Source organism: Shewanella psychrotolerans, assembly GCF_019457595.1.
GTDB classification, from domain to species: domain Bacteria; phylum Pseudomonadota; class Gammaproteobacteria; order Enterobacterales; family Shewanellaceae; genus Shewanella; species Shewanella psychrotolerans.
Genome location: NZ_CP080419.1, coordinates 2,101,785 through 2,124,205, shown reverse-complemented (window position 1 = coordinate 2,124,205; position 22,421 = coordinate 2,101,785). Strand labels below are relative to the sequence as shown.

At 42.7% G+C, this 22,421-nt stretch carries 18 protein-coding genes; 7 read left to right on the top strand and 11 right to left on the bottom strand.

All coding sequences use genetic code 11. The features are described from left to right. Positions 1-15: 15 nt before the first annotated feature. From K0I62_RS09420 to K0I62_RS09390, 7 genes are all read right to left on the bottom strand, one after another. Positions 16-3,051, bottom strand: a complete 3,036-nt coding sequence (locus K0I62_RS09420; protein ID WP_220071173.1) for a type I restriction endonuclease subunit R — start codon at positions 3,049-3,051, stop codon at positions 16-18. Further along, positions 3,041-4,990: a DUF262 domain-containing protein gene (locus tag K0I62_RS09415; RefSeq protein ID WP_220071172.1), complete on the bottom strand. Its 1,950-nt coding sequence runs from the start codon at positions 4,988-4,990 to the stop codon at positions 3,041-3,043. The genes K0I62_RS09420 and K0I62_RS09415 overlap by 11 nt, the downstream gene beginning before the upstream one ends. Further along, positions 4,987-6,363, bottom strand: coding sequence for a DUF262 domain-containing protein (locus tag K0I62_RS09410; RefSeq protein ID WP_220071171.1), 1,377 nt, complete (start codon positions 6,361-6,363; stop codon positions 4,987-4,989). The genes K0I62_RS09415 and K0I62_RS09410 overlap by 4 nt, the downstream gene beginning before the upstream one ends. Then, a complete protein-coding gene (locus K0I62_RS09405; protein WP_220071170.1) occupies positions 6,360-7,523 on the bottom strand; it encodes a DUF4268 domain-containing protein in 1,164 nt (387 codons plus the stop codon). The genes K0I62_RS09410 and K0I62_RS09405 overlap by 4 nt, the downstream gene beginning before the upstream one ends. 9 nt (positions 7,524-7,532) lie before the next feature. Continuing rightward, complete coding sequence (locus K0I62_RS09400) at positions 7,533-8,822, bottom strand: restriction endonuclease subunit S (RefSeq protein WP_220071169.1); 1,290 nt, start codon at positions 8,820-8,822, stop codon at positions 7,533-7,535. A 6-nt stretch (positions 8,823-8,828) separates the two neighbouring features. Beyond that, positions 8,829-11,282 carry a type I restriction-modification system subunit M gene (locus K0I62_RS09395; protein ID WP_220071168.1) on the bottom strand — a complete coding sequence of 818 codons (2,454 nt, stop codon included), beginning with the start codon at positions 11,280-11,282 and terminating at the stop codon, positions 8,829-8,831. Between the two features lie 113 nt (positions 11,283-11,395). Next, on the bottom strand, positions 11,396-12,319 hold the full coding sequence (locus K0I62_RS09390; protein ID WP_220071167.1) for a WYL domain-containing protein: 924 nt from the start codon (positions 12,317-12,319) through the stop codon (positions 11,396-11,398). 302 nt (positions 12,320-12,621) lie between these two features. Here K0I62_RS09390 and K0I62_RS09385 point away from each other — a divergent pair, with 302 nt between their 5' ends. After that, positions 12,622-12,948, top strand: a complete 327-nt coding sequence (locus tag K0I62_RS09385) for a hypothetical protein (protein ID WP_220071166.1) — start codon at positions 12,622-12,624, stop codon at positions 12,946-12,948. Next, positions 12,945-13,481: a hypothetical protein gene (locus tag K0I62_RS09380; protein ID WP_220071165.1), complete on the top strand. Its 537-nt coding sequence runs from the start codon at positions 12,945-12,947 to the stop codon at positions 13,479-13,481. The genes K0I62_RS09385 and K0I62_RS09380 overlap by 4 nt, the downstream gene beginning before the upstream one ends. A 369-nt stretch (positions 13,482-13,850) precedes the next feature. Here K0I62_RS09380 and K0I62_RS09375 read toward each other — a convergent pair whose 3' ends face one another. The 3 genes from K0I62_RS09375 to K0I62_RS09365 all read right to left on the bottom strand — a co-directional run bounded on the left by K0I62_RS09375 (position 13,851) and on the right by K0I62_RS09365 (position 16,159). Beyond that, positions 13,851-14,033, bottom strand: a complete 183-nt coding sequence (locus tag K0I62_RS09375; RefSeq protein ID WP_220071164.1) for a hypothetical protein — start codon at positions 14,031-14,033, stop codon at positions 13,851-13,853. Further along, positions 14,006-14,203, bottom strand: coding sequence for a hypothetical protein (locus K0I62_RS09370; RefSeq protein WP_220071163.1), 198 nt, complete (start codon positions 14,201-14,203; stop codon positions 14,006-14,008). The genes K0I62_RS09375 and K0I62_RS09370 overlap by 28 nt, the downstream gene beginning before the upstream one ends. A 636-nt stretch (positions 14,204-14,839) precedes the next feature. Next, the gene (locus tag K0I62_RS09365) at positions 14,840-16,159 is read right to left on the bottom strand and encodes a tyrosine-type recombinase/integrase (RefSeq protein WP_220071162.1); all 1,320 of its coding nucleotides are present in this window, start codon (positions 16,157-16,159) and stop codon (positions 14,840-14,842) included. Between the two features lie 575 nt (positions 16,160-16,734). Here K0I62_RS09365 and K0I62_RS09360 point away from each other — a divergent pair. Further along, entirely contained in the window at positions 16,735-18,306 is a 1,572-nt protein-coding gene (locus K0I62_RS09360) for a DUF3369 domain-containing protein (protein WP_220071161.1), read from the top strand. A gap of 66 nt (positions 18,307-18,372) precedes the next feature. On the opposite strand, the gene K0I62_RS09355 is transcribed toward K0I62_RS09360, so the two are convergent. Continuing rightward, entirely contained in the window at positions 18,373-18,870 is a 498-nt protein-coding gene (locus K0I62_RS09355) for a hypothetical protein (protein WP_220071160.1), read from the bottom strand. Between the two features lie 263 nt (positions 18,871-19,133). Between K0I62_RS09355 and ccoN the strand changes: the two genes are divergently transcribed. From ccoN to ccoP, 4 genes are read left to right on the top strand one after another with little or no spacing between them, the layout of a single operon-like run. Then, on the top strand, positions 19,134-20,561 hold the full coding sequence (gene ccoN / locus K0I62_RS09350) for a cytochrome-c oxidase, cbb3-type subunit I (RefSeq protein ID WP_220071159.1): 1,428 nt from the start codon (positions 19,134-19,136) through the stop codon (positions 20,559-20,561). Between the two features lie 12 nt (positions 20,562-20,573). Then, positions 20,574-21,179, top strand: coding sequence for a cytochrome-c oxidase, cbb3-type subunit II (gene ccoO / locus K0I62_RS09345; protein WP_220071158.1), 606 nt, complete (start codon positions 20,574-20,576; stop codon positions 21,177-21,179). Between the two features lie 15 nt (positions 21,180-21,194). Then, a complete protein-coding gene (locus K0I62_RS09340; protein WP_220071157.1) occupies positions 21,195-21,362 on the top strand; it encodes a cbb3-type cytochrome oxidase subunit 3 in 168 nt (55 codons plus the stop codon). A 2-nt stretch (positions 21,363-21,364) separates the two neighbouring features. Further along, a complete protein-coding gene (gene ccoP, locus K0I62_RS09335; protein WP_220071337.1) occupies positions 21,365-22,333 on the top strand; it encodes a cytochrome-c oxidase, cbb3-type subunit III in 969 nt (322 codons plus the stop codon). Positions 22,334-22,421: the final 88 nt, after the last annotated feature.

Sequence of the window (22,421 nt, the reverse complement as noted above, 5' to 3'; positions counted from 1 at the left end):
AGAGTTTTTAAAGGCTTACATACCTACCATTCGTTGCATACTTTGCGTCCACGACGCTTTAAATGCTGAATCTCCTGCGAACAACTTGTAGAGCTCAAGTTCATCTTTACGGCGTTGCAGCATAATTTCCTTGAGCATTTTTTCGAAAGCCAAATCTCGATTATGAGGATCTGGGTTGTTTTTGTATTTAGATTCGAAATCTGGGTGATTGCGGATACTCTCAGCGATGTTCACAAACTTAACTTTTTGCTCTTCAGGTGTGGCACTCCAGCCCTGGAACCATCGCTCATTAAATGTGCGAATGATTTCATCCAGCGGGTCAGTTTCTTTTTCACCGCCATGCGCCCCACGTGGGTTCGGATTTTGAGGATCAAGCTCCGCTTCTTGGTCACTAAGTTTAATGCTGTGGTTAAGCTTCACACGTTGCAAACCGTATGAACTCAGATCGACAGAATCGAGAAGCTCATCAATAGCATCTGCATCAGGATCTTCCACTTTCAATTTCGGTATTAAAAACTTCAGGAACCAAAACAGTTTTTCCCAGCTGACCATTTCATAAGGCATGATAGAAGCCATCTGCCCATAGATTTTAACGAACTGTTTGGCTTTAATCTTAAAGTCCACTTTAGCTTCAGCTTCAAGCTCCAGCTCATGGTCGAACCGGGCTGCTGCAACATCAATGATTGGGCTGAGTGTTTGGGCGTCTTCATTCTTGAAATAACGCGTCACAAAGTCTTCAACCTCATACCACTCGTACACACCGACATCGTCCATTTCATCTTTCAACTCGTGCAGTACGTTTATATCTGTAGCTTGGGACAATGAAGTTGCTGTGTAGAAAGGATCGAATGCTGACTGAATATCTTCAACCGAGTTGAAAAAATCTAAAACAAACAAGTCTTCAGTTTTTTTACCCCATTTAGGCGCACTTCGATTGAGACGAGACAATGTCTGTACACACAAGACACTGGCGAGCTTCTTGTCCACATACATGGCGCAAAGCTTAGGCTGGTCAAAGCCTGTCAGATACTTGTTCGCAACCACTAAAAGTCGATACTCATCGGTATCAAACATATCTTTGGTATCTGACTCGGCAAAACCATTAATATCTGCTTCGGTATATTCAATACCGTCAACTTCTTTGGTTCCTGAGAAAGCAATGGCAACTTTAAACGGGTTTCCTTGCTCCTCAAGTATCCGCCTAATCGCTTTGTAGTATCGAATGGCCGTCTCAATATTTTGAGTGACCACCATTCCCTTACCTTTACCTTTGAGCTTTTTCGCATTCACGACATGTGGAACAAAATGCTCCAGCATAATCTCTGCCTTGGTATCAATCGTTTGCTGGCTTCGCTCTACATAAGCTCTGAGTTTTTTCTGCGCCTTTTTGGTATCAAACTCTGGGTTATCAGCGATTGATTTCTCAATCTCATAATAACTTTTGTACGTCGTATAATTTGCCAGCACATCCAAGATGAAGCCTTCTTCAATGGCTTGTTTCATCGAATACAAGTGAAACGGCTTGAAAGAGCCATCTTCTTGGCGTTGACCAAATTTCTCCAAAGTGCTGTTTTTTGGTGTTGCAGTAAATGCCAGGTACGATGCATTCCCACGCATCTTGCGCGATTTCATCGCCTGAAGGATTTTATCCTGGGCATCTTCGGCCTCTTCGATTTCAGATTTGCCCATCGCTCGGTTCATATTGTCATGCGCCGAACCAGACTGTGAGCTGTGTGCTTCATCAATAATCACCGCAAAGCGCTTGTCACTAAGATCGGCGATACCATCAATAATGAACGGGAATTTCTGAATCGTAGTTATAATGATCTTTTTGCCATTCTCCAGCGCCTGCTTAAGCTCAGAAGACTTGTTCGCCGGGGCAATAATGTTCTTTACTTCAGAAAACTCTTTAATGTTATCCCGCAGCTGCTTGTCCAATAGGCGTCTATCGGTGACCACAATCACAGAGTCAAACAACGGCTGCTCCAAGCTTTTACCACCTGCCACATCAGACGATGCAGGATAGGTTTCAATTAACTGATAAGCGGCCCAAGTAATTGAATTAGACTTACCTGAACCGGCTGAATGTTGAATTAAATAAGTCTGACCGACACCGTGCTGGGCAGCATGGTCTACTAATTTTCTCACCACATCCAATTGGTGGTATCGAGGAAAGAACAGGGTTCGCTTTGGTAATGGATCTTTGCTTGACCCATCCAGACGCACAAAATGCTGAATAATATTCGCCAAGCTTTCTTTGGTGAATACTTCATGCCATAGGTATGCCGTTTTATGGCCAGATGGATTCGGCGGATTGCCTTGTCCAAGATTGTGTCCTTTATTGAACGGCAAGAAGAATGTACTGCCACCTGATAACTTGGTGGTCATATACACTTCGTCGGTATCGACCGCCATATGCACTAGGCAGCGGCCAAAGGTCAGCAATGGCTGAGTTGCATCTCGATCATCTCGATACTGCTTTTGGCCGTGATAACGTGCAGTTTGCCCCGTCCATGCGTTCTTCAACTCTAGCGTTATCAATGGTATTCCGTTGATAAACAATACCATGTCTATTTCTTGTAAGGGATTTGCCATGGAATAGCGCACTTGGCGAGTACAACTAAAAAGGTTGTCCGCAAAGTTTTGCTTTACCTTCTCACTACTGCTTGCCAGGGGGGCTGGATAGAGCAAATTGAAATGAGCATCGTCTACGCTTAGCCCTTTCTTAAGTAAATGCAGAATGCCATGCTTCTTAATCAGTCGGTCAAATCGTTCGAGTAACTTACGCTGCCAATCTGAGGGGTTGTTCTTTTGCAGTTTGGCCAACTCTACTTCTTGTGTCTTTTGCAGAAATTGCCAGAAAAAACGTTCATCAATGGCATATTGCATGTTGAAATCAGATGGCAAGCCCGAAGAATAACCGCAATTTTGCACACCGTACGGTGCAACAAGATTTTCAGACATGCCTGCCTTTTGATCCTCAAGGCAATGACCAGTGAGAGCTCTTTCAATACTAGCCTCTAGTGCCTGCTCGTTAGTCTTACTGACCATTGATTGCTCCTTGTGTGTAATGCCTTTCCAACAATGCCAACATGTTGTTTTGATGCTTCTCTATTTCGGTAGAAGACCATCTGTTATCCGATTGGGTGTACGTCTCAAAAATATCTTTCAGCTTTAAGGCGTCATAACGCGGTTTAGAATCAAAATCTGCTTTTTTCTTTGCTACCGTTTGGTTGCTATATGATGAGTTTTCACCCGGACTTAAGAGCACTAAATTACCAAAAGCATTTAATGGGCTCTTTTCTAGCTCATGATGGTATTCCTCTGTTTGAGGATGAACATGCTCAACCGAATTCTTCGAAGTGATCCGATAACGTTTTAACTTATCATCATTGGCTTTATCACCGTTTTTCCAGAGCAAGTATTCCAGCTTCTGAAACCAATAGTGTTCGAATCGAGTTCCCAAAGAACTTTTAAGATAGGTAGCTTGTTCTTCCCAAGGAATCGTTTGTGGCGAAATATCTGATGCAAGTTTAAAGCTAGCTTCTTTTTGCGTTTCCCTAGTAAGCGACATTTTATTGTCGATGCTCTCCAATAGCGTAACCACGTCTTCATCTTTCGCTTTAGGTTCCGCAACCAATCGACTTAAAAACGCTGTTAGCCAATACTGGGCTGAGCGATCACCGGTAGAGTTTCGCACGGCTTGCAATTGTGCAAGTAATCCAAGCTCCTTTGCTTTACGGTTGATATAAGCTTTATTCTTACTAATCGAAGTTAAACGTAACCGCGCATCTTCCTCGTCATCATGCTCGACCCATTTCACAACCCAGGTATCGAACTGATAACGAACCTGCCATAACAATTCGATAAACGATTTAATGGTTCGTTCATCATGTTGTAGTAACCCTTCAAAACATGACATCAGATTGGTAGCACGGATACGAGGAGCAAGATCATTCCATGATTTCTGGGTGCAAAAAATTCTGAGTGTATGAATCAACAGCAACTCAAAACTGATAATTGAACGACAATAAACGGTCTCATCGTCAAAATCATCGCTTGGACTTTCAGATTGTTCAGGTTCGACATAAAAGTCCAATGATCCAGATGCTATCTCAGCAATTGACTTACCAACTCGTTGAACACTATTACTAGAGCTGACTAGAGGAAATAGCTCTGCCTGATAGTTGGCAAGATCGATATACTCCAGCGTTTGCCAGTCGGCATTTTTGAATATCTGTCTCAGATTACGCTCAAAATAGTTATCGGTATGTTCACACGCTTGCCAAATACTGCTGTAAACGGCTTTATCTGTTGTTATGTGTTTGAACAACTTTGCTTTCAATAAATCAACTGGTTCTAGCTGTATGCCACCTGTATTTAAACTCGAAAACAACCTATTCAGATCCATAGTTGCTGGAACAATATTATTTACCCACTGCACTTGGTTAAAAATGTAGTCAGCAAAACCATGGATATCGAAGTCTGATTGCTCAGCCAACCTATCGACTTGCTGCTTCAGAATAGTAAGGTTGGCTTCTAAATGTACTAGGTACTCATCTTTACGAATATCTTCTTCACCGGGTTTCGTAATTTTGTCCAGTCCCGCGTAGCTACCAAGCAAGTTCCGCACTGACTCTCTGATTTCGAACGTTAACCTTGGATTTTCACCTTTGATACTCACATGAGCCAGCTGAGTCTCAATCCCTACAGCCTTGAAGGCAAGTGATATCAGCATCAATGTTGTGGTTCTTTGCTGCCCATCGATCAGCTCATATTCGTTTTTACCACCATTTAACGCACTCAAGACACTGCCAATAAAGTAATGTGGCTCGTTAGCTAAATAAGCATCTCGAACGTCGTCAAATAACTTAATCACCTCTTCTTCACGCCAGACGTATGGACGCTGATAGCAAGGAATAACAAAGCCAAAATCTTTTGTCGCGATGGTTTGTAATGAAAGCAGCTCTGTTTGTACCTTTGAACTCATGCCGCCTCCGTCATTTTGGTGATATTACGGGTTAATAAGTTAGCAAATGAAGACGCGTACTGTTCTGGTGACAACCCCAGCTGGAAATGCTTAGTCACTTCTGCAATAAAGCGTTTCTTAACACTACTAGTATCTAATTCTAAATTGCTAGGATCGACGACTAAATCAAATGCATCAAAAAGGGCAAAGCACTGCTTTGGCGTATAGCTCAAAGCAATCCAGTCTAATACAGGATAGTCCCTCACAAAACTTGAAATTGAATTTTCTCTTACCGCTTTCTGATTACTTACTCTGCGGGAGTAAACGACTCTGAATAATTTTTTCGCGGCCAACTCTAACTGGTATTCTCCAAACTGGCTGATGTACATCATCAAGCACGCTTCATAGAGACCTTGTAAATAGCCACAGCCTTCTAACCCTCTAAGCCAGCAAATAAAACGGTTGTAACCTTCTTGATGGGGCAACGTCGGATTAACCCAGTATTGCTGATATAAGTTTTGAAAATACGCCAAGTAACGAATAGTGTTGATACCCGAATTAAGCGGCTGTCTGACTTCGTATCCCTGTTGTGCGGCTTGTTGGACAACTTCGCCACCAATCCCGGTTAACCGCAATACTTGACCATAAGCAATGTCATCACCTTCGGTAGTTTGTTCTCCAAGTTCAGCAACAATTTGATCCCTTACCACTTTGGTTTGTTGATGTGGTGCGAGTTCTCGCATATTCAGCTGTTGCCAATAACGTCCTTTTAAAAGAGATTTGACTGAGTTGTCTAATTTACCCAACCCTTCCCATTGCAGTGCAAATCTTGTTTGATGAACCTTAGGAACTGCTCTTAAATGATGTGCTTTAATAATATCTGGGCCACCCAGCCTCACACCGCCAGTGTTTTGCGTTTCAAAAAAGCGGTACGCATCATCTTCTGACTCAGTGACTACCAATGAAAACTGAATACGCTCAAAATTGATAAGTTTCGCCCACTTTGACTTTTGATTTTCAATCCAATCAAGATTTGCCTTAATTTGTTGTTGGCTAAGGGGAGATTCATAACGTAGATCAAGCTTTTGGTTCTGTTGTAAGAGGAAACCGAATAAAGCTAATGTTGTAATGCGCTGTTGACCATCGATGATTTTCAGCTGTTGTTCATCGCGGTGAAGAATAAGGCTACCCAAATAATACGATAGCTCATTATGCTTATCAAAATGCGCTTCTAAATCTTCTAGCAAGCTATCAATTTGCTGGCTTTGCCAACAATAAGGCCGCTGGTATTCAGGAATAACTAATGTTCCAGTAATTTGCTTACCATTACTCCCCTGTATTTTATGGCCTTCAAAAAGTTGTTGCACTGAGCAGGTTGCGACACTTACCGTCATTTCACATCCTTATGTTTTAATTTCTCTGAAGCTTGCAGCAGCGGTGCCTTAAGTACTTTTTCCAGTTTAACCATATGCTCAAGATGCCAGGTAATATGATCCAGCCAAGTGTCTTTATTGAACCCATCGGCTTTAGTGGAAAACTGAATACGCGATTGCTTTTTGTCATCGAGACGAAGCCATTCGAGCGGTTCGCCAAAGGCTGAATCTATCTGATCTTTTTGCTTAACCAGTTCGTCAAATAGCCATTTGTTTTCGTCACTGTTGGCACGGCTCAGCCATAACTCAACACGCAGCTCTTTTTGATTAAAAATTAGACTGAATGGACAGCCTGTTACGCCAGAGCCCGCGCATAACCAGTGATCTTTTGTGGTACTGATATTGTCATACAAGTCGCAGCTGCTTTTCTGAAATGCCTCTAAGGCACGCTCCCAGTACTCGCGACGCACGGTATGGCGGTTTTTTAGTACCACTTCGGTGGTTTTTTCTTCCGCTTCCTTGGCATTAATGCCGATCATCAACTCTTTCGCTTCTGGCGTTGGAATGATCTGGTCAATATTAATCAGTAGCTGTTCACCCAGTGAATAAGGCGTAATTTTGAAGCAGGCAATGCCAATTCCTTGACCCAATAACCACAGCGCGGTGCTGGTCACTTCTTTGCGAAAGTTTGCCGCAACTAGCATAATGCGCTGGCTGTTACCCAGGTTGAGCTTTAACTCATCGAGATCGGGCGCATCCAAAAACTCACATATTCTAGCTGAACCACTTGCAGGGGCATTTAACAGGTCATCCTCTGCTGTTACAGGCTCATAGCGGTCTAAGTACTGCTGGTAAATGTCAACTATTTGTGCTTTGGTTAAACTGGCACAGTAAGAGGCATATTTAAGGGCCTGCCACACCACATCTCGGCCACTGTCGTCCAGCTTGTTTTCAATAATGACCAAGTTGCCATCTTTATCCAGTGCCAGTAAATCTAAACGTTCACGAGTGTCATCAAAGCCATCGAACTCTTTTTGAATAATCAACAGCTCTTCACCGAGTGCGGAAGGCTCGTGTGCCAACCACTCCTGAAGATGCTTGCGCTCAGTAAAGCCCAGCTCACTGAATCTCTTCGTCTTAACAGGACTGATCCTGTTGGTTTGATGATTTACCGTGAACATATTCGCGTCCTATTGCTCAACCATTTCTGGGGTGATTTTTATTTTTCCTGTCACGGCGCTGTTGATCAGGGTGGTTTTGTATTCTTTAAGCTTTTCGATTTGTGCTAATAGCAACTCAATGCCTTCATCAGAAGACTTCATAAAAGCGCTGACGTAGTTAGCTATTTCTTTTTGCTCTTCAATGGGCGGAATAAACAAGTCAACCTTTGAAAAGTTGTCAAAGTTTAGGTCTTGACCATCTCTAATGAAACTTGCTGTCTGCTGCAAAGCTGCTATGTAAGAGGGTAGTTTTAATAAATACCCATAGAACGAAGGATCAATTTCTTCTAATGCTCTCAGGACTACATAGGAGGACCGGATACATCCTTGCGACCAGGCACGCTCTAAGCCGCCTTGGAAACTTCTCATACTGATTACAAAGTCGTCCTTTTCGACGTGCTTCCTTTTATCTAAATGAAGCTGAATTTTGACAACGCGTTTGCCTGTTAACTCCTCATACTGGTCTTGCGGAATAACACCATAAGCTTGAGTTGCAGAAAGCTGTACGTCATCTTTCCAAGCCCGCTCTTTTCTTTGAGTAAATACAAACTTGCTACGACGGACTTCCCAATGCGCTGGAATCTTGCCAATCCAATCCACACCGGAGTCTTTCATTGGCACATTGGGATCAAGCCCTTGGGTCACCGCCTGTTGGATGATGATCTGCTTACGCTCTTTGAGCAGGTTAATTTGCTGCTCTTTGATCGCAATCGCATCGTCGATTTGTGCGGTTTTCTTGTCTAGAAAGGCGGCTATTAGAGATTGTTCTTCTAGAGGTGGAAATACCAGCAAGCTATTCGCAATATGGTTAAAACTAATTGTTTGTCGTACCCCTGAACCCAATAGCTTCATATAAGCAACATCATATCTGTGCAAAAGATATTTGAAATACTGCTTTTGCAGTTCTTTCTTTTCTTTAACGACGATATATCCTGCACTAACAACCACATCAATTTCTGAAAGAGCAATTCTCAAACTGATCAAGTCGTAATTAAGATTTAACGGATTTATTAAAAACTCACCAGATAATACCTCCTGATAAGAGGCTTTAGTGCTCAGTAAAATCTTTTCATCATCTTTTGTAACCACTTTTCCAAAACTAATAGCACCGCAATTCAAGCTCATATTTGGCCGATGCTTCTTTTCATAAAAGAGATGCTTTAACTTTCTAATATCCCAGTGTTCCGGTACATCACCAATCCAGCCCTCGGTAGAGTCCTTGTAAGTTTGATATTTAAGCATTTCAGCAATATTTATCATAACTGCTTACCCCTGAACCTTTTCTACTGCGACGCCCAGAATCTGCGCAATAAGGCCTTCGGCTTTTTGTTCTAGGTTGATGATATCGGTTGCGACCTTTTCTAAACTACGCAGAGGTTTATGACGGTAGAAATACTTATTGAAGCTGATTTCATAGCCAATTTTTACTGTATCTAGGTTTATCCATGCTTCATCAACATGTGGCTTCACTTCGTCTAGGAAGTACTGGTAGATGCTTTGCTGCTCTCCGTCTTTACGTAGGGGAACAGATTCTGTGTCACGCAGGTCTGAATTGGTCTCGTAAGTGATGAACTCGCCCTTTTTACCGCCTTCAGTGGTAAGAACGGGGTAATAACCAAAATCGGGCAAATCAGCGACTTCACACTCATAGCGCTCCAGCAGGTCGTTTAATTTATCACCGCTTAACTTAACTACCTTTTTAACCACTTTCTTGGCGGTTTCGTCATACCAGCTCACCGCGTTCAGGATGGCATTTTTCTCAGGTGCTGAAAGCTTAATGGCGTGGGCTTTTAGTGATTTATCAACTTGAGTTTTAAAGCTATTGAAGTCATCAAATTCAATGCTACCGATATCAGCCATCAGCGTTTGTGCAGTTTCAAGCAATGCTTTTAGCGCTAGCCAGTGTTTCACATCAAGCAGTTTTGCCTTAGCCTTGGCATTGAGACTGATGTCGTTATCTTCACACCAAGAAAGAATGTCCTTCTCAGTGGATTTTAAGAAGCTCTTTTTCTTTTCAGTACCATAGCCAGTTTTTTCGTAAACACGTTCGCCGTGCTCTGCGTACACGTACTCCATCACTTCACTAAGCTGCTTATCAAAACGCAGTGGGGCTATTGCGTCTTGAGTGAACTTGGCTCTTCGGCGGTCTGGGCGCTCGATAGTGACTTTGTAGTAGCCAAAGTCGTCATTACTAAACACCTTGCTGGCGATGCCAACAGGATCGCCCATGCCTTTAGGAGCAGTTGCATCAAGCGCTCTTTCAACGTCCACACACGCGAGGTAAGTATCGGTAATTTCCGTGATGTGCTCAGGCGCAAATTCGCAGTTTTTGTTACCTAAGTTCTTGCGCAACTTACGGTATAGCAAGCTCGCATCAATCAGTTGCACCTTTCCTTTGCGTGCCTCGGGTTTATTGTTGTTCAACACCCAAATGTAAGTGGTAATGCCGGTGTTGTAGAACAGGTTATTAGGTAACTGAACGATGGCATCTAGCATGTCGTTTTCAATGATGAAGCGACGAATGTTACTTTCGCCACCGCCCGCATCACCGGTAAAGAGCGAGGAGCCGTTATGAACAGAAGCAATCCGGCTGCCTAATGGGCTTACGCTCGGATCTTTCATCTTGTTGACCATTTCCATTAAAAAGAGCAGCTGGCCATCACTTGAACGTGGCGTGGCATCCACCACTTCGAGATTTCCCCAATAGTCTTTCAGGCTAACCTTAAAACGTGGGTCAATCACATCACTGCCGTCTTTAATGTGCTTCTGTTCAGACACCCAACTCTTACCGTATGGCGGGTTAGACAACATAAAGTCAAAGCGAGAAGCCGAAAACTCGTCGGTAGACAAGGTTGAGCCTACCTTGATGTTCTCAGGGTTGTTACCTTTGATCATCATGTCCGATTTACAAATTGCGTAGGTCTCGTCGTTGATCTCTTTGCCGTAAAGGTAAACATCTCGGCTGTCGTTCGGGTATTTCTCTTCAATGAAGTTTTGAGATTCAGTGAGCATACCACCGCTACCACACGCAGGGTCATACACTGTCATGGTAAGCGGTAACTGGTCTTTGACTGGGTCGAACACCAGGTGCGTCATCAATTCAATCACTTCACGTGGTGTGAAGTGCTCGCCTGCTTCTTCGTTGTTTTCTTCGTTGAACTTGCGGATCAACTCTTCGAACACGTAACCCATACCCAGGTTAGTAAGGGATGGCATCTTGTTGCCATCTGGGTCTTCGACCGTTTCATGAGTTAGGTTGATGTAGGGGGAAACAAACTTTTCGACGACATCAAGAAGGACTTGCTTTGAGGCCATATGACGAATTTGCGATTTGAGGTTAAAGCATTCAATGATTTCTTTAACATTATCGCTAAAGCCAAGCAGATACTCTTCAAAGTTGGCGAGTAATATCTGTTGGTTATTCGTTGCGGTGTTGAACAGGGATTTCAGCGTCCATTTAGATGTATTGTAAAAGACATAACCACTGGCCGCCTTTAATGGTTCATCATCAAGCTCCGTGGCTTGCATCTCTTCTTTTTGGAACTTTACCTCTTCAAGCACGGCTTCTTTGGTAGGTTCTAGTAACGTATCTAAACGTCGTAATACCACCATAGGTAAAATCACATCGCGGTACTTACCGCGAACATACACATCCCGTAAACAGTCGTCGGCAATGTTCCAAATAAATGAGATGAGCTTGTTATGTACACTATGATCCATTTTATTTTCCTGTTCAGTGTTGGTTGCATCCCACTAAGTTGCTGCAACGGCTTCACTATAAATTTAAAATTCTGTTCTTTATGTAACGTATAAATGGCCGCTACATCTTTTGATTAACTGGTTCTTCCCGGCGCTAGATTTAAGTTTGTAACACCGTAAAGAGCCTGGCTGTTACGCAACCAAAGCTGATACTCAAAGCCCATTAATGAGTGTTCCGTGGAGCAATCCACATGCCATTGACGTAGCAAATACCCAGCGGTTGCAGCCCTAATCTCAACCTTTAGAACGCCATCCGTCATACCATAATCCAGTTCAATCGCTTCGCTGTGCTCAATACGTGGGTGAGGCACTAACTCTAGCTCGACAAAGCGATTCCATTGCCGATCTTGGGTTTCTAGTTCAGTCTCAGATAACGTAGAGTTTTCAAGCACAACCGCTTCTTTAATTCGGGTCAGTACAAAGTCTCTGAATTCACCATGATTGCGGTCAAAACCACGAACGTGCCAACGCAGGCCATTGTCTACCAGCGTATGCGGCACAATTTCTCGCGTGGTTTCACCACTCGATAACGACACATAGGTAATACTCAAAGCTTTGCCTTTATGTATGGCCTCGGTAACCTTTGCGACTATTGATAGACTCGGCTTGTTAAGGTGATAAGGTGCTTCACACGCAAGAGGTGGTTTTACCTTGCCAGTAAAGCCATCTCCGTACCCTTGGCTAATCGTCGCCAATGTTCGAACGACGTCATAATCGAACAAGGGTTCAAATGCTTCACCGCGCTTATGCAACTTGAGCTTTTGGTCATACTCAATATTGCTTGGTGCAAGCTCTCGGTATAGGGTGAAGTCTTTCGTTGCTTGTGTTGGCGCTATACTGAAACGCTCAACCAAATCCGCCCGTACCGCTTCCCCTTTAAACAACAAGGTAAAATCAATGTGGGCAATGCGATCCCTCGTTGCTTGTGGCAACTGCGCTATCTGCGAAAGCCTATCCGGCTTCGTCACTACCGTTTGTTTCAGACCGTTATTTGTCATGCGCCTTGTTCATCCAATTTGGATTAACACCTAATCAAATTTATTAGGTAGCATACTAGCATAAAAATATATTTATAAAACAGTTAGGGGAAATTTACTGGATGATAGAGGAAATGAATTGATGAATACTGTGGTAAATCATATGGTGGATAGCATGTTTTTTGATAAGGGTTAGTTATTTATTTCGCTCCTACTCAAAATTTTTCACAAAATTTTAGTGACACTTCCGAGATATTAGTGACACTTCCGAGTATTTCCCCGATGTTCGTGCTTTACTTAGATTTTGCCTGAAGGAGAGCCCGATGTCCGCAGCTCACGCCCTCGAAAACCGAATGACAAACCACTACCCTAATGTCGTGTTCTATGCGCCCTTAACCGTAGACTCGCCGTTTGTATTTATTCTGAATCGGTTGCTAAGTACGCTATCTACCATGGCAGAAGACGGTCTAGTGGAGGTGCTGCATATCGATGTTTGCTCCGCTACAGGCATCCCTACCGTACAATTGATGCTACCGACTTGGATTAGCAATGCTATGGTGGATCCCTTATTTGATGAAACTCAGATATTGCTGCACCGCGCTGCGGGATTGAACAGCATTCATACCTCCACGAAGGAGGTATGGCAATGAATATCTTGTTTCTGTGTACCTCTAACGTCAATCGCAGTAAGACCGCTGAAAAGCATTTTGCTACTAAAGAGCCGCATGTTCATTTTCGCTCAGCAGGTTTGAGCAAAAAAGAATGCCAGCGCAAAGGCACCACACTCTGTACCGAAGAAATGCTGATTTGGGCAGACATCATTTTTGTCATGGAGGCGGAGCACATTCGCCGGATTGAGGAGCACACAGGCATCCAGTACCTCGATAAAATCCTCAACCTTGACATTCCGGATATCTACAAATATTACGCTCAAGAATTGATTGAGCAATTGGAAGCCCGCCGCGAGGCATTGCATTTCGAAGAATTGTTTGCCCGTATCCAATCTCCGTCCTCTCGGGCATCGGCCTTACGTTTATTTGAGGTCAGTGAAGAGGAACTCGCCAGTACATTTCAACCTGACGGCAGATACAACAAGTACAATCCTACCGAAACCCTAAATCTAAATCCAAACCCGACCGCCGACAAACTGACTCAGGCGAAGCAGGATAAAGAAAGTCAGTGACATAGTGACCCATGCACTTTCGCGGAACAAAGCCTATTACTAACTGTATAAGTTGACGAACGGCACCAGTCTTTCATTGCAGCAGTTGGCTGACTACTTTCTTAATAGCAACACAGTTGCAAAATATTAGCAGGGGTTTATAATTTAAGTGTACGGCAAATTTCGCCGTATAACTTTGTTTTTCAAAGACAATTTGGTTGCAAAAACCTGAATTTGGACTGGTATTTCTATATGAAAAACCTGAGTTTTAATTCGTCTTTTAGACGTTCAGCCTGAACGTTTTTCACAAGTCCTTGATTTTTAAAGAACGGCCTGCCTGTATTTCTATTCAGTTGATCATGTCACTTATCGGCATTAGCCTATCATGGCTTAGGTTTCTATTGGATCGTCATCCGTGATGTCTCTGAGCTCTCCATGGCAATTTTGGCAAGCAATGAATACTGAGTTATCAAAATCATCTGCCCACCATACCTTAAAGCAGTGTTTGCACTGATATGTCGGTGCATCATCACGAGCAACCAATGTTACGCCTTTATATTGGATGACTTGCATGAGGCCTCCTTGATCTCAATTAGCGTGTCATCGAGTCGACCCAGTAACACGCAAGCATGAGCCGTTAATCGCTTTTGAACATCTTCAACAACGATGCCTTTGAGTAAAAACTCATTGATATGGCCAATATCTTTGGCTAGTTCGATAGCTTGGTTTAATTGTTCATCCATGATGATTTCTCCTTAATTAGCGACTTTTAACGTGTCGCTGCTTGTCTGCTTTGACAGTTTGCTGATGGTTAGTCCAAAGCGTTTAAGCTCAAGGCCGCCAAAGTTATTGACGATGAAGCTTGAGCTGTCGGTTTGGAATTGGTCTGCTAGATATGTTGTCCCGTTTTTAAACTTCAGTTGAACCTGAATTTTCGGGGAAAATCAGCTGATGCAGTTAGCCGTCAGTCATTACTTTAGAATTGGCATCCTTTGAACGATCAAAATCGAATCTGTCATCTATAGCGTTGGATGAACTATTATAGGAGGATTTTTAGTAATTAAAGGACCTTGTGCAAGTCCGCCACATTTTATACACAAATCACACACTGATACGTTTTAGACTATTTTTGATGACCGGGTAAATATTATTTAGATAGGAACTTAATAACACCGATTAAAACTGATTAAAAATTAGATGTTAATCATAATGTAACTGTTCAGACATTTAACTGAAAACTAAGACCATTATGGTAGCTAGGTCAACTTATTCTAGCCTTACTTAATATGTTGTGTGTCACAAGAGTGGCTTAATCCCGTACTTTCCCCAAAGGGTACGGGATTTTTTTTATGCTAATTATTTCTATCCTCTTAATATAACTATTCAATTCCCGCTAAAGAATCAATGGGTTTATTAACCGTACTCTGATGACGCTCTGTTTGCGTGGTATGTAAATATTGCGACGTGGTATCGATGCTCTCGTGGCCCGCATCAGCCTGTACATGCGACAATGGACGCCTGTAAATATTAATATCATGCGTGATCCCAGTGTGACGTATATTATGAGCCGTTAATTTTCTCATCGCCTTTGCGTCTTCAAACATGCCAGCATTTTCCGCGCAGTTAGCACCATGTTCAATGATTTTTTGAAGTTCTTCCCTCACCTGTCTTATACCAAGATTTGCGTTTATAAAGCCGACATCCCTTCCCCTGCCTGCAGCTTTATGCCTTATAAACAGTGGGGTTTGTTCGTCTGCTTTGGGTAACTCACTTAAACCAAGAAAGCGTCGATATTCAATGAGTGCATCGAGCAGTGCATTAGAGATAGGAATGTTGCGTGATTTTCCACCTTTACTTTTAGGGATATTAAACCGCCAAATCCCTGTTTGTTTATCTTGAACAAACTGACCCATTATCGGGCTATATCCGACTCGAGCACTCACATCTGAGACTCTTAAATAACAACTATAGATTAACTTGACCAAAAACAGACTACGTTGATGCAGTTCTGGCTGTGCCTTGGCTAATTCCTCGACCCCAGACATAAGATATGACCACTGTAACTCCGTAAATGCCAAGGTATTGAGATCGTCTTCATTCGCTTTGTACTTTCGCTTTTGTGCAAAACGCGAATGATTCATCCACGCTTGCGCGGGGTTACGCTCACAAAAGTCCTCTGCCATTAAAAAGCCATAAAATGATGATAATATAGCCATTTTGGTTTTTAACGCGTTATCGCTCAAGATATAATGTTGCACTTTACCGTCGATTTTTTTACCAACAAATGGTCGCCAATGAGGGTTAGGAATTCGTTGTTCGCTGGCTTTATCGAGTTGAAACTGAGCAACATTGAAATAACCGATCAGAGCTTTGGGTGGATTCTGGCAATAAGCGACAAACTTATCCATGTCTCGCCGACTGACTTCATCGGGAGACAACTGCACAACATCGAAACACCAATGTAAAAAACAACTTAATTCACTACGATAACTTTTATAACTGTTTTCATTATCTCGCTGAGAAAAGAGTAAATCACAAGCTAACTCATAAACAACACCCGCGTCTTTTACGGAATTAATACTAATCGCGGTGATGTGTTGGTTAATGATTGGGTTTCCCTGTTCAATAAACTCCTTAGATTCAAAAAGAGGTAAAACAGGGCATTCCAGTAAACTCGAGTTTATCTGTATGTTATTCATAGATAGTATTGATTAGCTAAAGCAAGATAGGCGTGAGTCTACCACATCTCATTTCGATATTTTGTTAGTTACTGATAAATAACAACTAAATAAAATGTGTTATTTGCCCCGCTGTTAACTAGGTTCCAATGCTGACCGTCACCTTATCTTAATGAAACAATGCGTTAAACATGATAAGTCGCGACTCGGCGCGAAGGCTTACAGCACCGTTAATTTTTTAAGCTTTCAGTAAGATCTCAGCCCTCTGTCTATGTAAAAAAATAGTCAATCTCTCCTAGTGGGTTAATCATCTACCATGCATAACGATTCGACTAAGTACCGATGTCTTGCAATCAGTCCTAACCCTCTTCTCTTACCAAGGTTAGTGCGCTTTATATTAGTTGTCATCAGTATCATGACCTCAACGAGCTACAAAAGTACTAGTTTGCATACATCGATTTAAAGGGGAAATGCACTAAAAAGCATTACACCCCATACTAAAATAATCTTTTATTTCATTGACAAACGGCTGCCAAAATCTGATGTTGTTCTACAATAACTGTTAGTACATTATTTTTTGACGTCGAGGATGTTGAATGCTGATCGATATGGCAAAAAAAAGCCCTCTGTTTGCGGGTAGAAAGAAAGCTCCCGAAGAATGCACAGGCCCAGCTTGGCGTATTTTGATAGTAGATGATGAGCGAGATGTTCATACAGTTACTAAGCTTGCTTTATCCAGATTTCGCCTCGATAACCGTCCAATAGAGTTTATAAATGCCTACAGTGGTGAAGAAGCTAAAAGCATACTAGCAAGTCATAACGATGTAGCGATGGCGTTTGTGGACGTTGTAATGGAAAGCGATCACGCTGGTTTAGAACTTGTGCGTTGGATCCGAGAAGAAAATAAAAATAAGTCCATTAGATTAATACTCAGAACAGGACAGCCAGGTCAAGCACCTGAAGAAGACGTCATAGTAAATTATGATATTAATGACTATAAAGCTAAAGCTGAGCTAGATTCAAGAAAGCTCATTACCAGCGTTTATTCAGCCCTTAGAAGTTATCGCGATATTATGGAAATAGAGCAAGCTAGATTAGCTCAATTACAGTATCGTGTAGGGTTGGAGCGTGTAGTTGAAGCCACATCAGGTTTATTCGAACTTCGTACTCTACATCATTTTGCCGATGGTCTTTTAACCCAAGTCGCTAATCTTCTCAATCTCAATAGCGAAACCATGCTAATTAGCTGTAACGGCATCGATGCGATGAGTGAGGTGCTCAATACCGACAAGTTACATATCCTCGCAGGCACAGGTCAATTTGCCAGTCACCAAGATAAAGCAATACCTGAGCCTATCGAACAATTATTAAAAAGAGCGCTCAAAGAAAGACAATGCTTATACGAAGATGATCTCTTTGTTGGTTATTTTCCCGCTAAAAGCGGTTGGATCAATCTGCTATATATGGACAACATCCATACCATTAGTGAACTTGATAAACGACTTATCGACATCTTTGCAGTTAACGTCGGTGTCGCGTTTGAGAATTTGCTACTCAACAAAGAGCTTGAAGATACCCAATCTGAACTCATTTTCCGTTTGGGAGATGTCGTTGAAAGCCGCTCTAAGGAAGCGGCAAACCATGTTAAAAGAATGGCGGAATATTGCTATAGACTCGCGTTGCTCGCAGGTCTTGACGAACAACAAGCTGTACTCATTAAACACGCCTCCCCTATGCATGATATAGGGAAAATCGCGACCCCTGATGCTATCTTATTGAAGCCAGGAAAGTTAACCGATGATGAGTGGGCAATCATGCGTCAACATCCTGCAGTCGGCCATCAAATTTTGGGTAATTCAGAGCGCCCAATATTGAACGCTGCAGCGATTATTGCGCTGCAACATCATGAAAAGTACGATGGTTCTGGTTATCCAAGTGGACTTAAAGGTAAAGATATTCATATCTTTGCTCGAATCGTTGCCATTGCAGACGTATTTGATGCGTTATCTCATGCACGTTGTTATAAACCCGCATGGCCTATTGAAGACGTTATCGATGAAATGAAACGGGAGGCTGGTCATCACTTTGATCCAGAACTGGCACAAGTTTTCATCGATAATATTGAGATATTTAATAAAGTTAGAATTGAACTCTCAGATGAAAATTAGCGTAGAGCAGAAGCAGCGTATACCAACTGGAGCATGATTTAATTAATCATCGCACCAGTCTTTATACTATCTAGTGGCCTCATCACTGTCAGCCAGAAAATCAAATAGCACAGTTTGTGACTTGCCATCGACATTGAAACTAACAAACATTCGCCAAACCATGTAGTTACTGCTGCATGAACCGTATATTAACTTACCCTGATATCGATTTTCAGCCGTTTGGGCTAATTTCATAGGAATAATCCCCATAAACATATCTCTTCCTTCAACTCTAGCACTGAGATTATCGACGGGTTTTGTGAAGTCTAAATATACATCTAAAGGCCTTTCGCTTGGGGTGTCTGGTGGCGAAATGGCCAAGGTAATCGTGATGCCTTTAACTGTTTTAGTACATGCTTTTAAACCGAACTCACATAAGGTTTTATCCACTGAAAATGGCGTTTCAGCACTTGATAATGCTGCTTCTGTTGCGGGCTCATTTACCTTGGAACACCCTAATAACGTAAAGCTAAACGCTATTGCTAAAGTCGCAGCAGCTTTGTAACCCATCATTCTCGTCAGCACAATTTTTAACCTTCTGAATCAAAGTGTTTACATTCTATATATGTAGTTTGATCTGGATCAATGTTCAGAACCGCATAATTCCTATCTTTTTTGATGTTGCTCAAGTATCATTGCATTACTCAGCATTAATTCGCGTTAATGTTGTGCAACACATTGACACATTCCAGTTTGTTTCGTAGGGAACAAACTTTTGAGGTCACTTTACCGGGTAAAGCATGACTTTACTCAAACAATAAGTATAAGTAATAAGCAGTGGAAGCAATATGATGAACCATTCCCAGCCTCAAGGCGCTGATTACAATTACACCGTTGTCCGCCAATTTGCATTAACCACAGTCATGTGGGGAATTATTGGTATGGCAGTGGGTGTATTGATCGCGGCACAGTTAATCTGGCCACAACTGAACTTCGATACTCCATGGTTAACGTATAGTCGTCTTAGACCTCTGCACACTAACGCCGTGATTTTCGCGTTCGGTACTTCAGCACTTTTCGCAACATCTTACTATATCGTCCAGCGTACCTGTCAAACCCGTCTATTTGCACCTAAGCTAGCTGCATTTACTTTCTGGGGATGGCAAGCAATCATTTTATCTGCAGTGATCACTTTGCCACTGGGTTTAACCAGTAGTAAAGAATATGCAGAGTTAGAATGGCCTATTGATATCGCCATTACTATCGTTTGGGTAGCTTATGCCGTGGTGTTCTTTGGCACCATAGTCAAAAGAACAACATCGCATATTTATGTTGCGAACTGGTTCTTTGGTGCCTTCATCATAACGGTAGCCGTGTTACACATTGTGAACTCTATGGCCGTGCCTGTTAGCCTATTTAAGTCTTACTCGTTGTACTCAGGCGCAGTAGATGCCATGGTTCAATGGTGGTATGGACACAACGCTGTTGGCTTCCTGCTAACTGCAGGTTTCTTAGGTATGATGTACTACTTTGTACCTAAACAAGCTGGTCGCCCTGTTTATTCTTACCGTTTATCTATCGTTCACTTCTGGGCATTGATCGCTTTATATATCTGGGCTGGTCCTCACCACCTGCATTATACAGCACTGCCTGACTGGACTCAGTCACTTGGTATGGTGATGTCTCTGATCCTATTTGCGCCATCTTGGGGCGGTATGATCAACGGTATCATGACCCTATCAGGTGCTTGGCATAAGTTAAGAACCGATCCGATTTTACGATTCCTTGTTGTGTCATTGTCATTCTACGGTATGTCTACCTTCGAAGGACCAATGATGGCAATCAAGACGGTTAACGCCCTTTCTCATTACACAGACTGGACTATTGGTCATGTTCACTCTGGTGCGTTAGGTTGGGTTGCTATGGTTTCAATTGGTTCGCTTTATCACCTCATCCCAGCGGTATATGGCCATGGCCGTATGTACAGTACTAAATTGATTAATGTACATTTCTGGTTGGCTACAATTGGTACCGTACTGTACATCGTTTCTATGTGGATTTCGGGTGTTATGCAAGGCTTAATGTGGCGCGCAGTTAACTCTGACGGTACCTTGACTTACAGCTTTGTAGAGAGTCTTGAAGCTTCTTACCCATTCTACTTTGTTCGTTTCTTAGGTGGTTGTTTCTTCGTGACGGGTATGCTGTTAATGGCATATAACGTAACTAAGACAGTTAGAGCACCAAAAGAATCTTTGCCAGCACTTGCTGAAGCATAAGGAGTAGATCTGATGAAATTTAATCATGAAATAGTGGAAAAGAACATCGGTCTACTGGGTATCTTCACCGTCATAGCAATTAGTTTTGGTGGTTTGGTACAGATAACTCCCCTTCTGTTCCAAAAAGATACGACAGAACCGGTAGACGGTCTGCGTCCCTATTCAGCTTTAGAACTTGAAGGTCGTGATATCTATATTCGCGAAGGTTGCGTTGGCTGCCACAGTCAAATGATCCGCCCATTAAGAGCTGAAACTGAACGCTATGGTCACTACTCAGTAGCAGGCGAATCAGTTTGGGATCACCCTTTCCTTTGGGGTTCTAAGCGTACAGGTCCTGACTTGGCCCGTGTTGGCGGTCGTTACAGTGACCGTTGGCATGAAGTGCATCTGATTGACCCTCGTGCAGTGGTTCCTCAATCTAATATGCCCGGTTTCCCATGGTTAGCAGAAAACGTCCTAGACGGTAAGTTGACTGCTAAGAAAATGGAAGTTTTCCGTGGTTTCGGTGTTCCTTATTCTCAAGAAGATGTCGATAACGCTCAAAAGGCAGTTGAAGGCAAAACTGAGATGCAGGCGTTAATCGCATACCTACAGTCGCTAGGTCACGCACTGAAATAAATTGGAGGCAATAATATGGATTACGGAACAGTACAAGGGATTATCACCATTGTCGTAATGTTGACGTTTGTCGGTATTTTTGCATGGGCTTATAGCGGTCGTCGCAAAAAACAGTTTGACGAAGCCGCTAACCTTGTTTTCTCAGATGAAGAGAAACTCAAGGACTCAGGAGAGCATAAGTGATGATGAGTAGCTTCTGGAGTATTTGGATTACCGTACTCACAATAGTGGTAATCGCGGGATGTTTCATCCTATTGAGACTCGTCTCTAAAAACACCACAGGTGTTGAAGAAGGCAAGTCAATGGGCCATGCCTTTGACGGTATTGAAGAGATCAATAACCCACTACCAAAATGGTGGAGTTATATGTTCTATTTGACTATCGTTTTTGGCGTTATCTATTTAGCGCTTTATCCCGGTTTAGGTAACTTTAAAGGTTTCCTCGGTTGGTCAAGCTCGAACCAAAGCATTGGTACTGAAAACGGTATTAAAGCCGACTCAGAGGCAGCAATTGAGCTCGCCGCTAAAGAAGGTCGTTGGGTTCAGTATGATAAAGAAGTTGAGAAAGCAAACGCCAAGTACAGTCCTATTTTTGAGGCATACTTAGCAACTCCTCTTGAAGAGCTAGTTAAGAATGAAGAAGCGCTTAAAGTAGGCGGCCGTTTGTTCCTGCAAAACTGCGCCCAGTGTCACGGAAGTGATGCGCGTGGTTCTAAAGGCTTCCCTAACCTAACTGACTCGGCTTGGCTATATGGTGGCGAACTTGCGACGATCAAGACGACAATTATGAACGGTCGTCATGGCATGATGCCTCCTAAAGGCGGATTACCGATTGAAGACTCTGAATTGAAAGGTCTAGCTGAATATGTCTTTAAGTTGTCAGGTCGTGAACACGATGCTGAACTTGCTGCTCAAGGCCAAGGGTCATTCATGAAAGGTTGTTTTGCTTGTCATGGTATGGACGGCACGGGTAACAAGTTTATGGGTGCACCTAACCTAACTGACAACGCATGGCTCTATGGTGGCAGCCGTGGCGTGATCATGGAAAGCATCAAAAACGGTCGTTCTGGTGTGATGCCAGCGTGGAAAGACGTTTTAGGTGAAGAGAAAGTTCACGTTATTACTGCATACGTATATAGCTTGTCAAACAAGTAGTTACATAAAAACAACATTAAGGCCTCGAGTAGTTCGAGGCCTTTTTTTTAGGTGCGATTCGCCGTAATTAACGGTAAAATGAGACCAA

Coding starts and splice junctions, on each gene's coding strand:
- ccoO (WP_220071158.1), top strand. CDS start 20,574: ATGAAATTTAATCATGAAATAGTGGAAAAGAACATCGGTCTACTGGGT.
- K0I62_RS09385 (WP_220071166.1), top strand. CDS start 12,622: ATGTCCGCAGCTCACGCCCTCGAAAACCGAATGACAAACCACTACCCT.
- ccoP (WP_220071337.1), top strand. CDS start 21,365: ATGAGTAGCTTCTGGAGTATTTGGATTACCGTACTCACAATAGTGGTA.
- K0I62_RS09400 (WP_220071169.1), bottom strand. CDS start 8,822: ATGATAAATATTGCTGAAATGCTTAAATATCAAACTTACAAGGACTCT.
- K0I62_RS09340 (WP_220071157.1), top strand. CDS start 21,195: ATGGATTACGGAACAGTACAAGGGATTATCACCATTGTCGTAATGTTG.
- K0I62_RS09415 (WP_220071172.1), bottom strand. CDS start 4,990: ATGAGTTCAAAGGTACAAACAGAGCTGCTTTCATTACAAACCATCGCG.
- K0I62_RS09395 (WP_220071168.1), bottom strand. CDS start 11,282: ATGGATCATAGTGTACATAACAAGCTCATCTCATTTATTTGGAACATT.
- K0I62_RS09380 (WP_220071165.1), top strand. CDS start 12,945: ATGAATATCTTGTTTCTGTGTACCTCTAACGTCAATCGCAGTAAGACC.
- K0I62_RS09390 (WP_220071167.1), bottom strand. CDS start 12,319: ATGACAAATAACGGTCTGAAACAAACGGTAGTGACGAAGCCGGATAGG.
- K0I62_RS09370 (WP_220071163.1), bottom strand. CDS start 14,203: ATGGATGAACAATTAAACCAAGCTATCGAACTAGCCAAAGATATTGGC.
- ccoN (WP_220071159.1), top strand. CDS start 19,134: ATGATGAACCATTCCCAGCCTCAAGGCGCTGATTACAATTACACCGTT.
- K0I62_RS09410 (WP_220071171.1), bottom strand. CDS start 6,363: ATGACGGTAAGTGTCGCAACCTGCTCAGTGCAACAACTTTTTGAAGGC.
- K0I62_RS09405 (WP_220071170.1), bottom strand. CDS start 7,523: ATGTTCACGGTAAATCATCAAACCAACAGGATCAGTCCTGTTAAGACG.
- K0I62_RS09420 (WP_220071173.1), bottom strand. CDS start 3,051: ATGGTCAGTAAGACTAACGAGCAGGCACTAGAGGCTAGTATTGAAAGA.
- K0I62_RS09365 (WP_220071162.1), bottom strand. CDS start 16,159: ATGAATAACATACAGATAAACTCGAGTTTACTGGAATGCCCTGTTTTA.
- K0I62_RS09360 (WP_220071161.1), top strand. CDS start 16,735: ATGCTGATCGATATGGCAAAAAAAAGCCCTCTGTTTGCGGGTAGAAAG.
- K0I62_RS09375 (WP_220071164.1), bottom strand. CDS start 14,033: ATGCAAGTCATCCAATATAAAGGCGTAACATTGGTTGCTCGTGATGAT.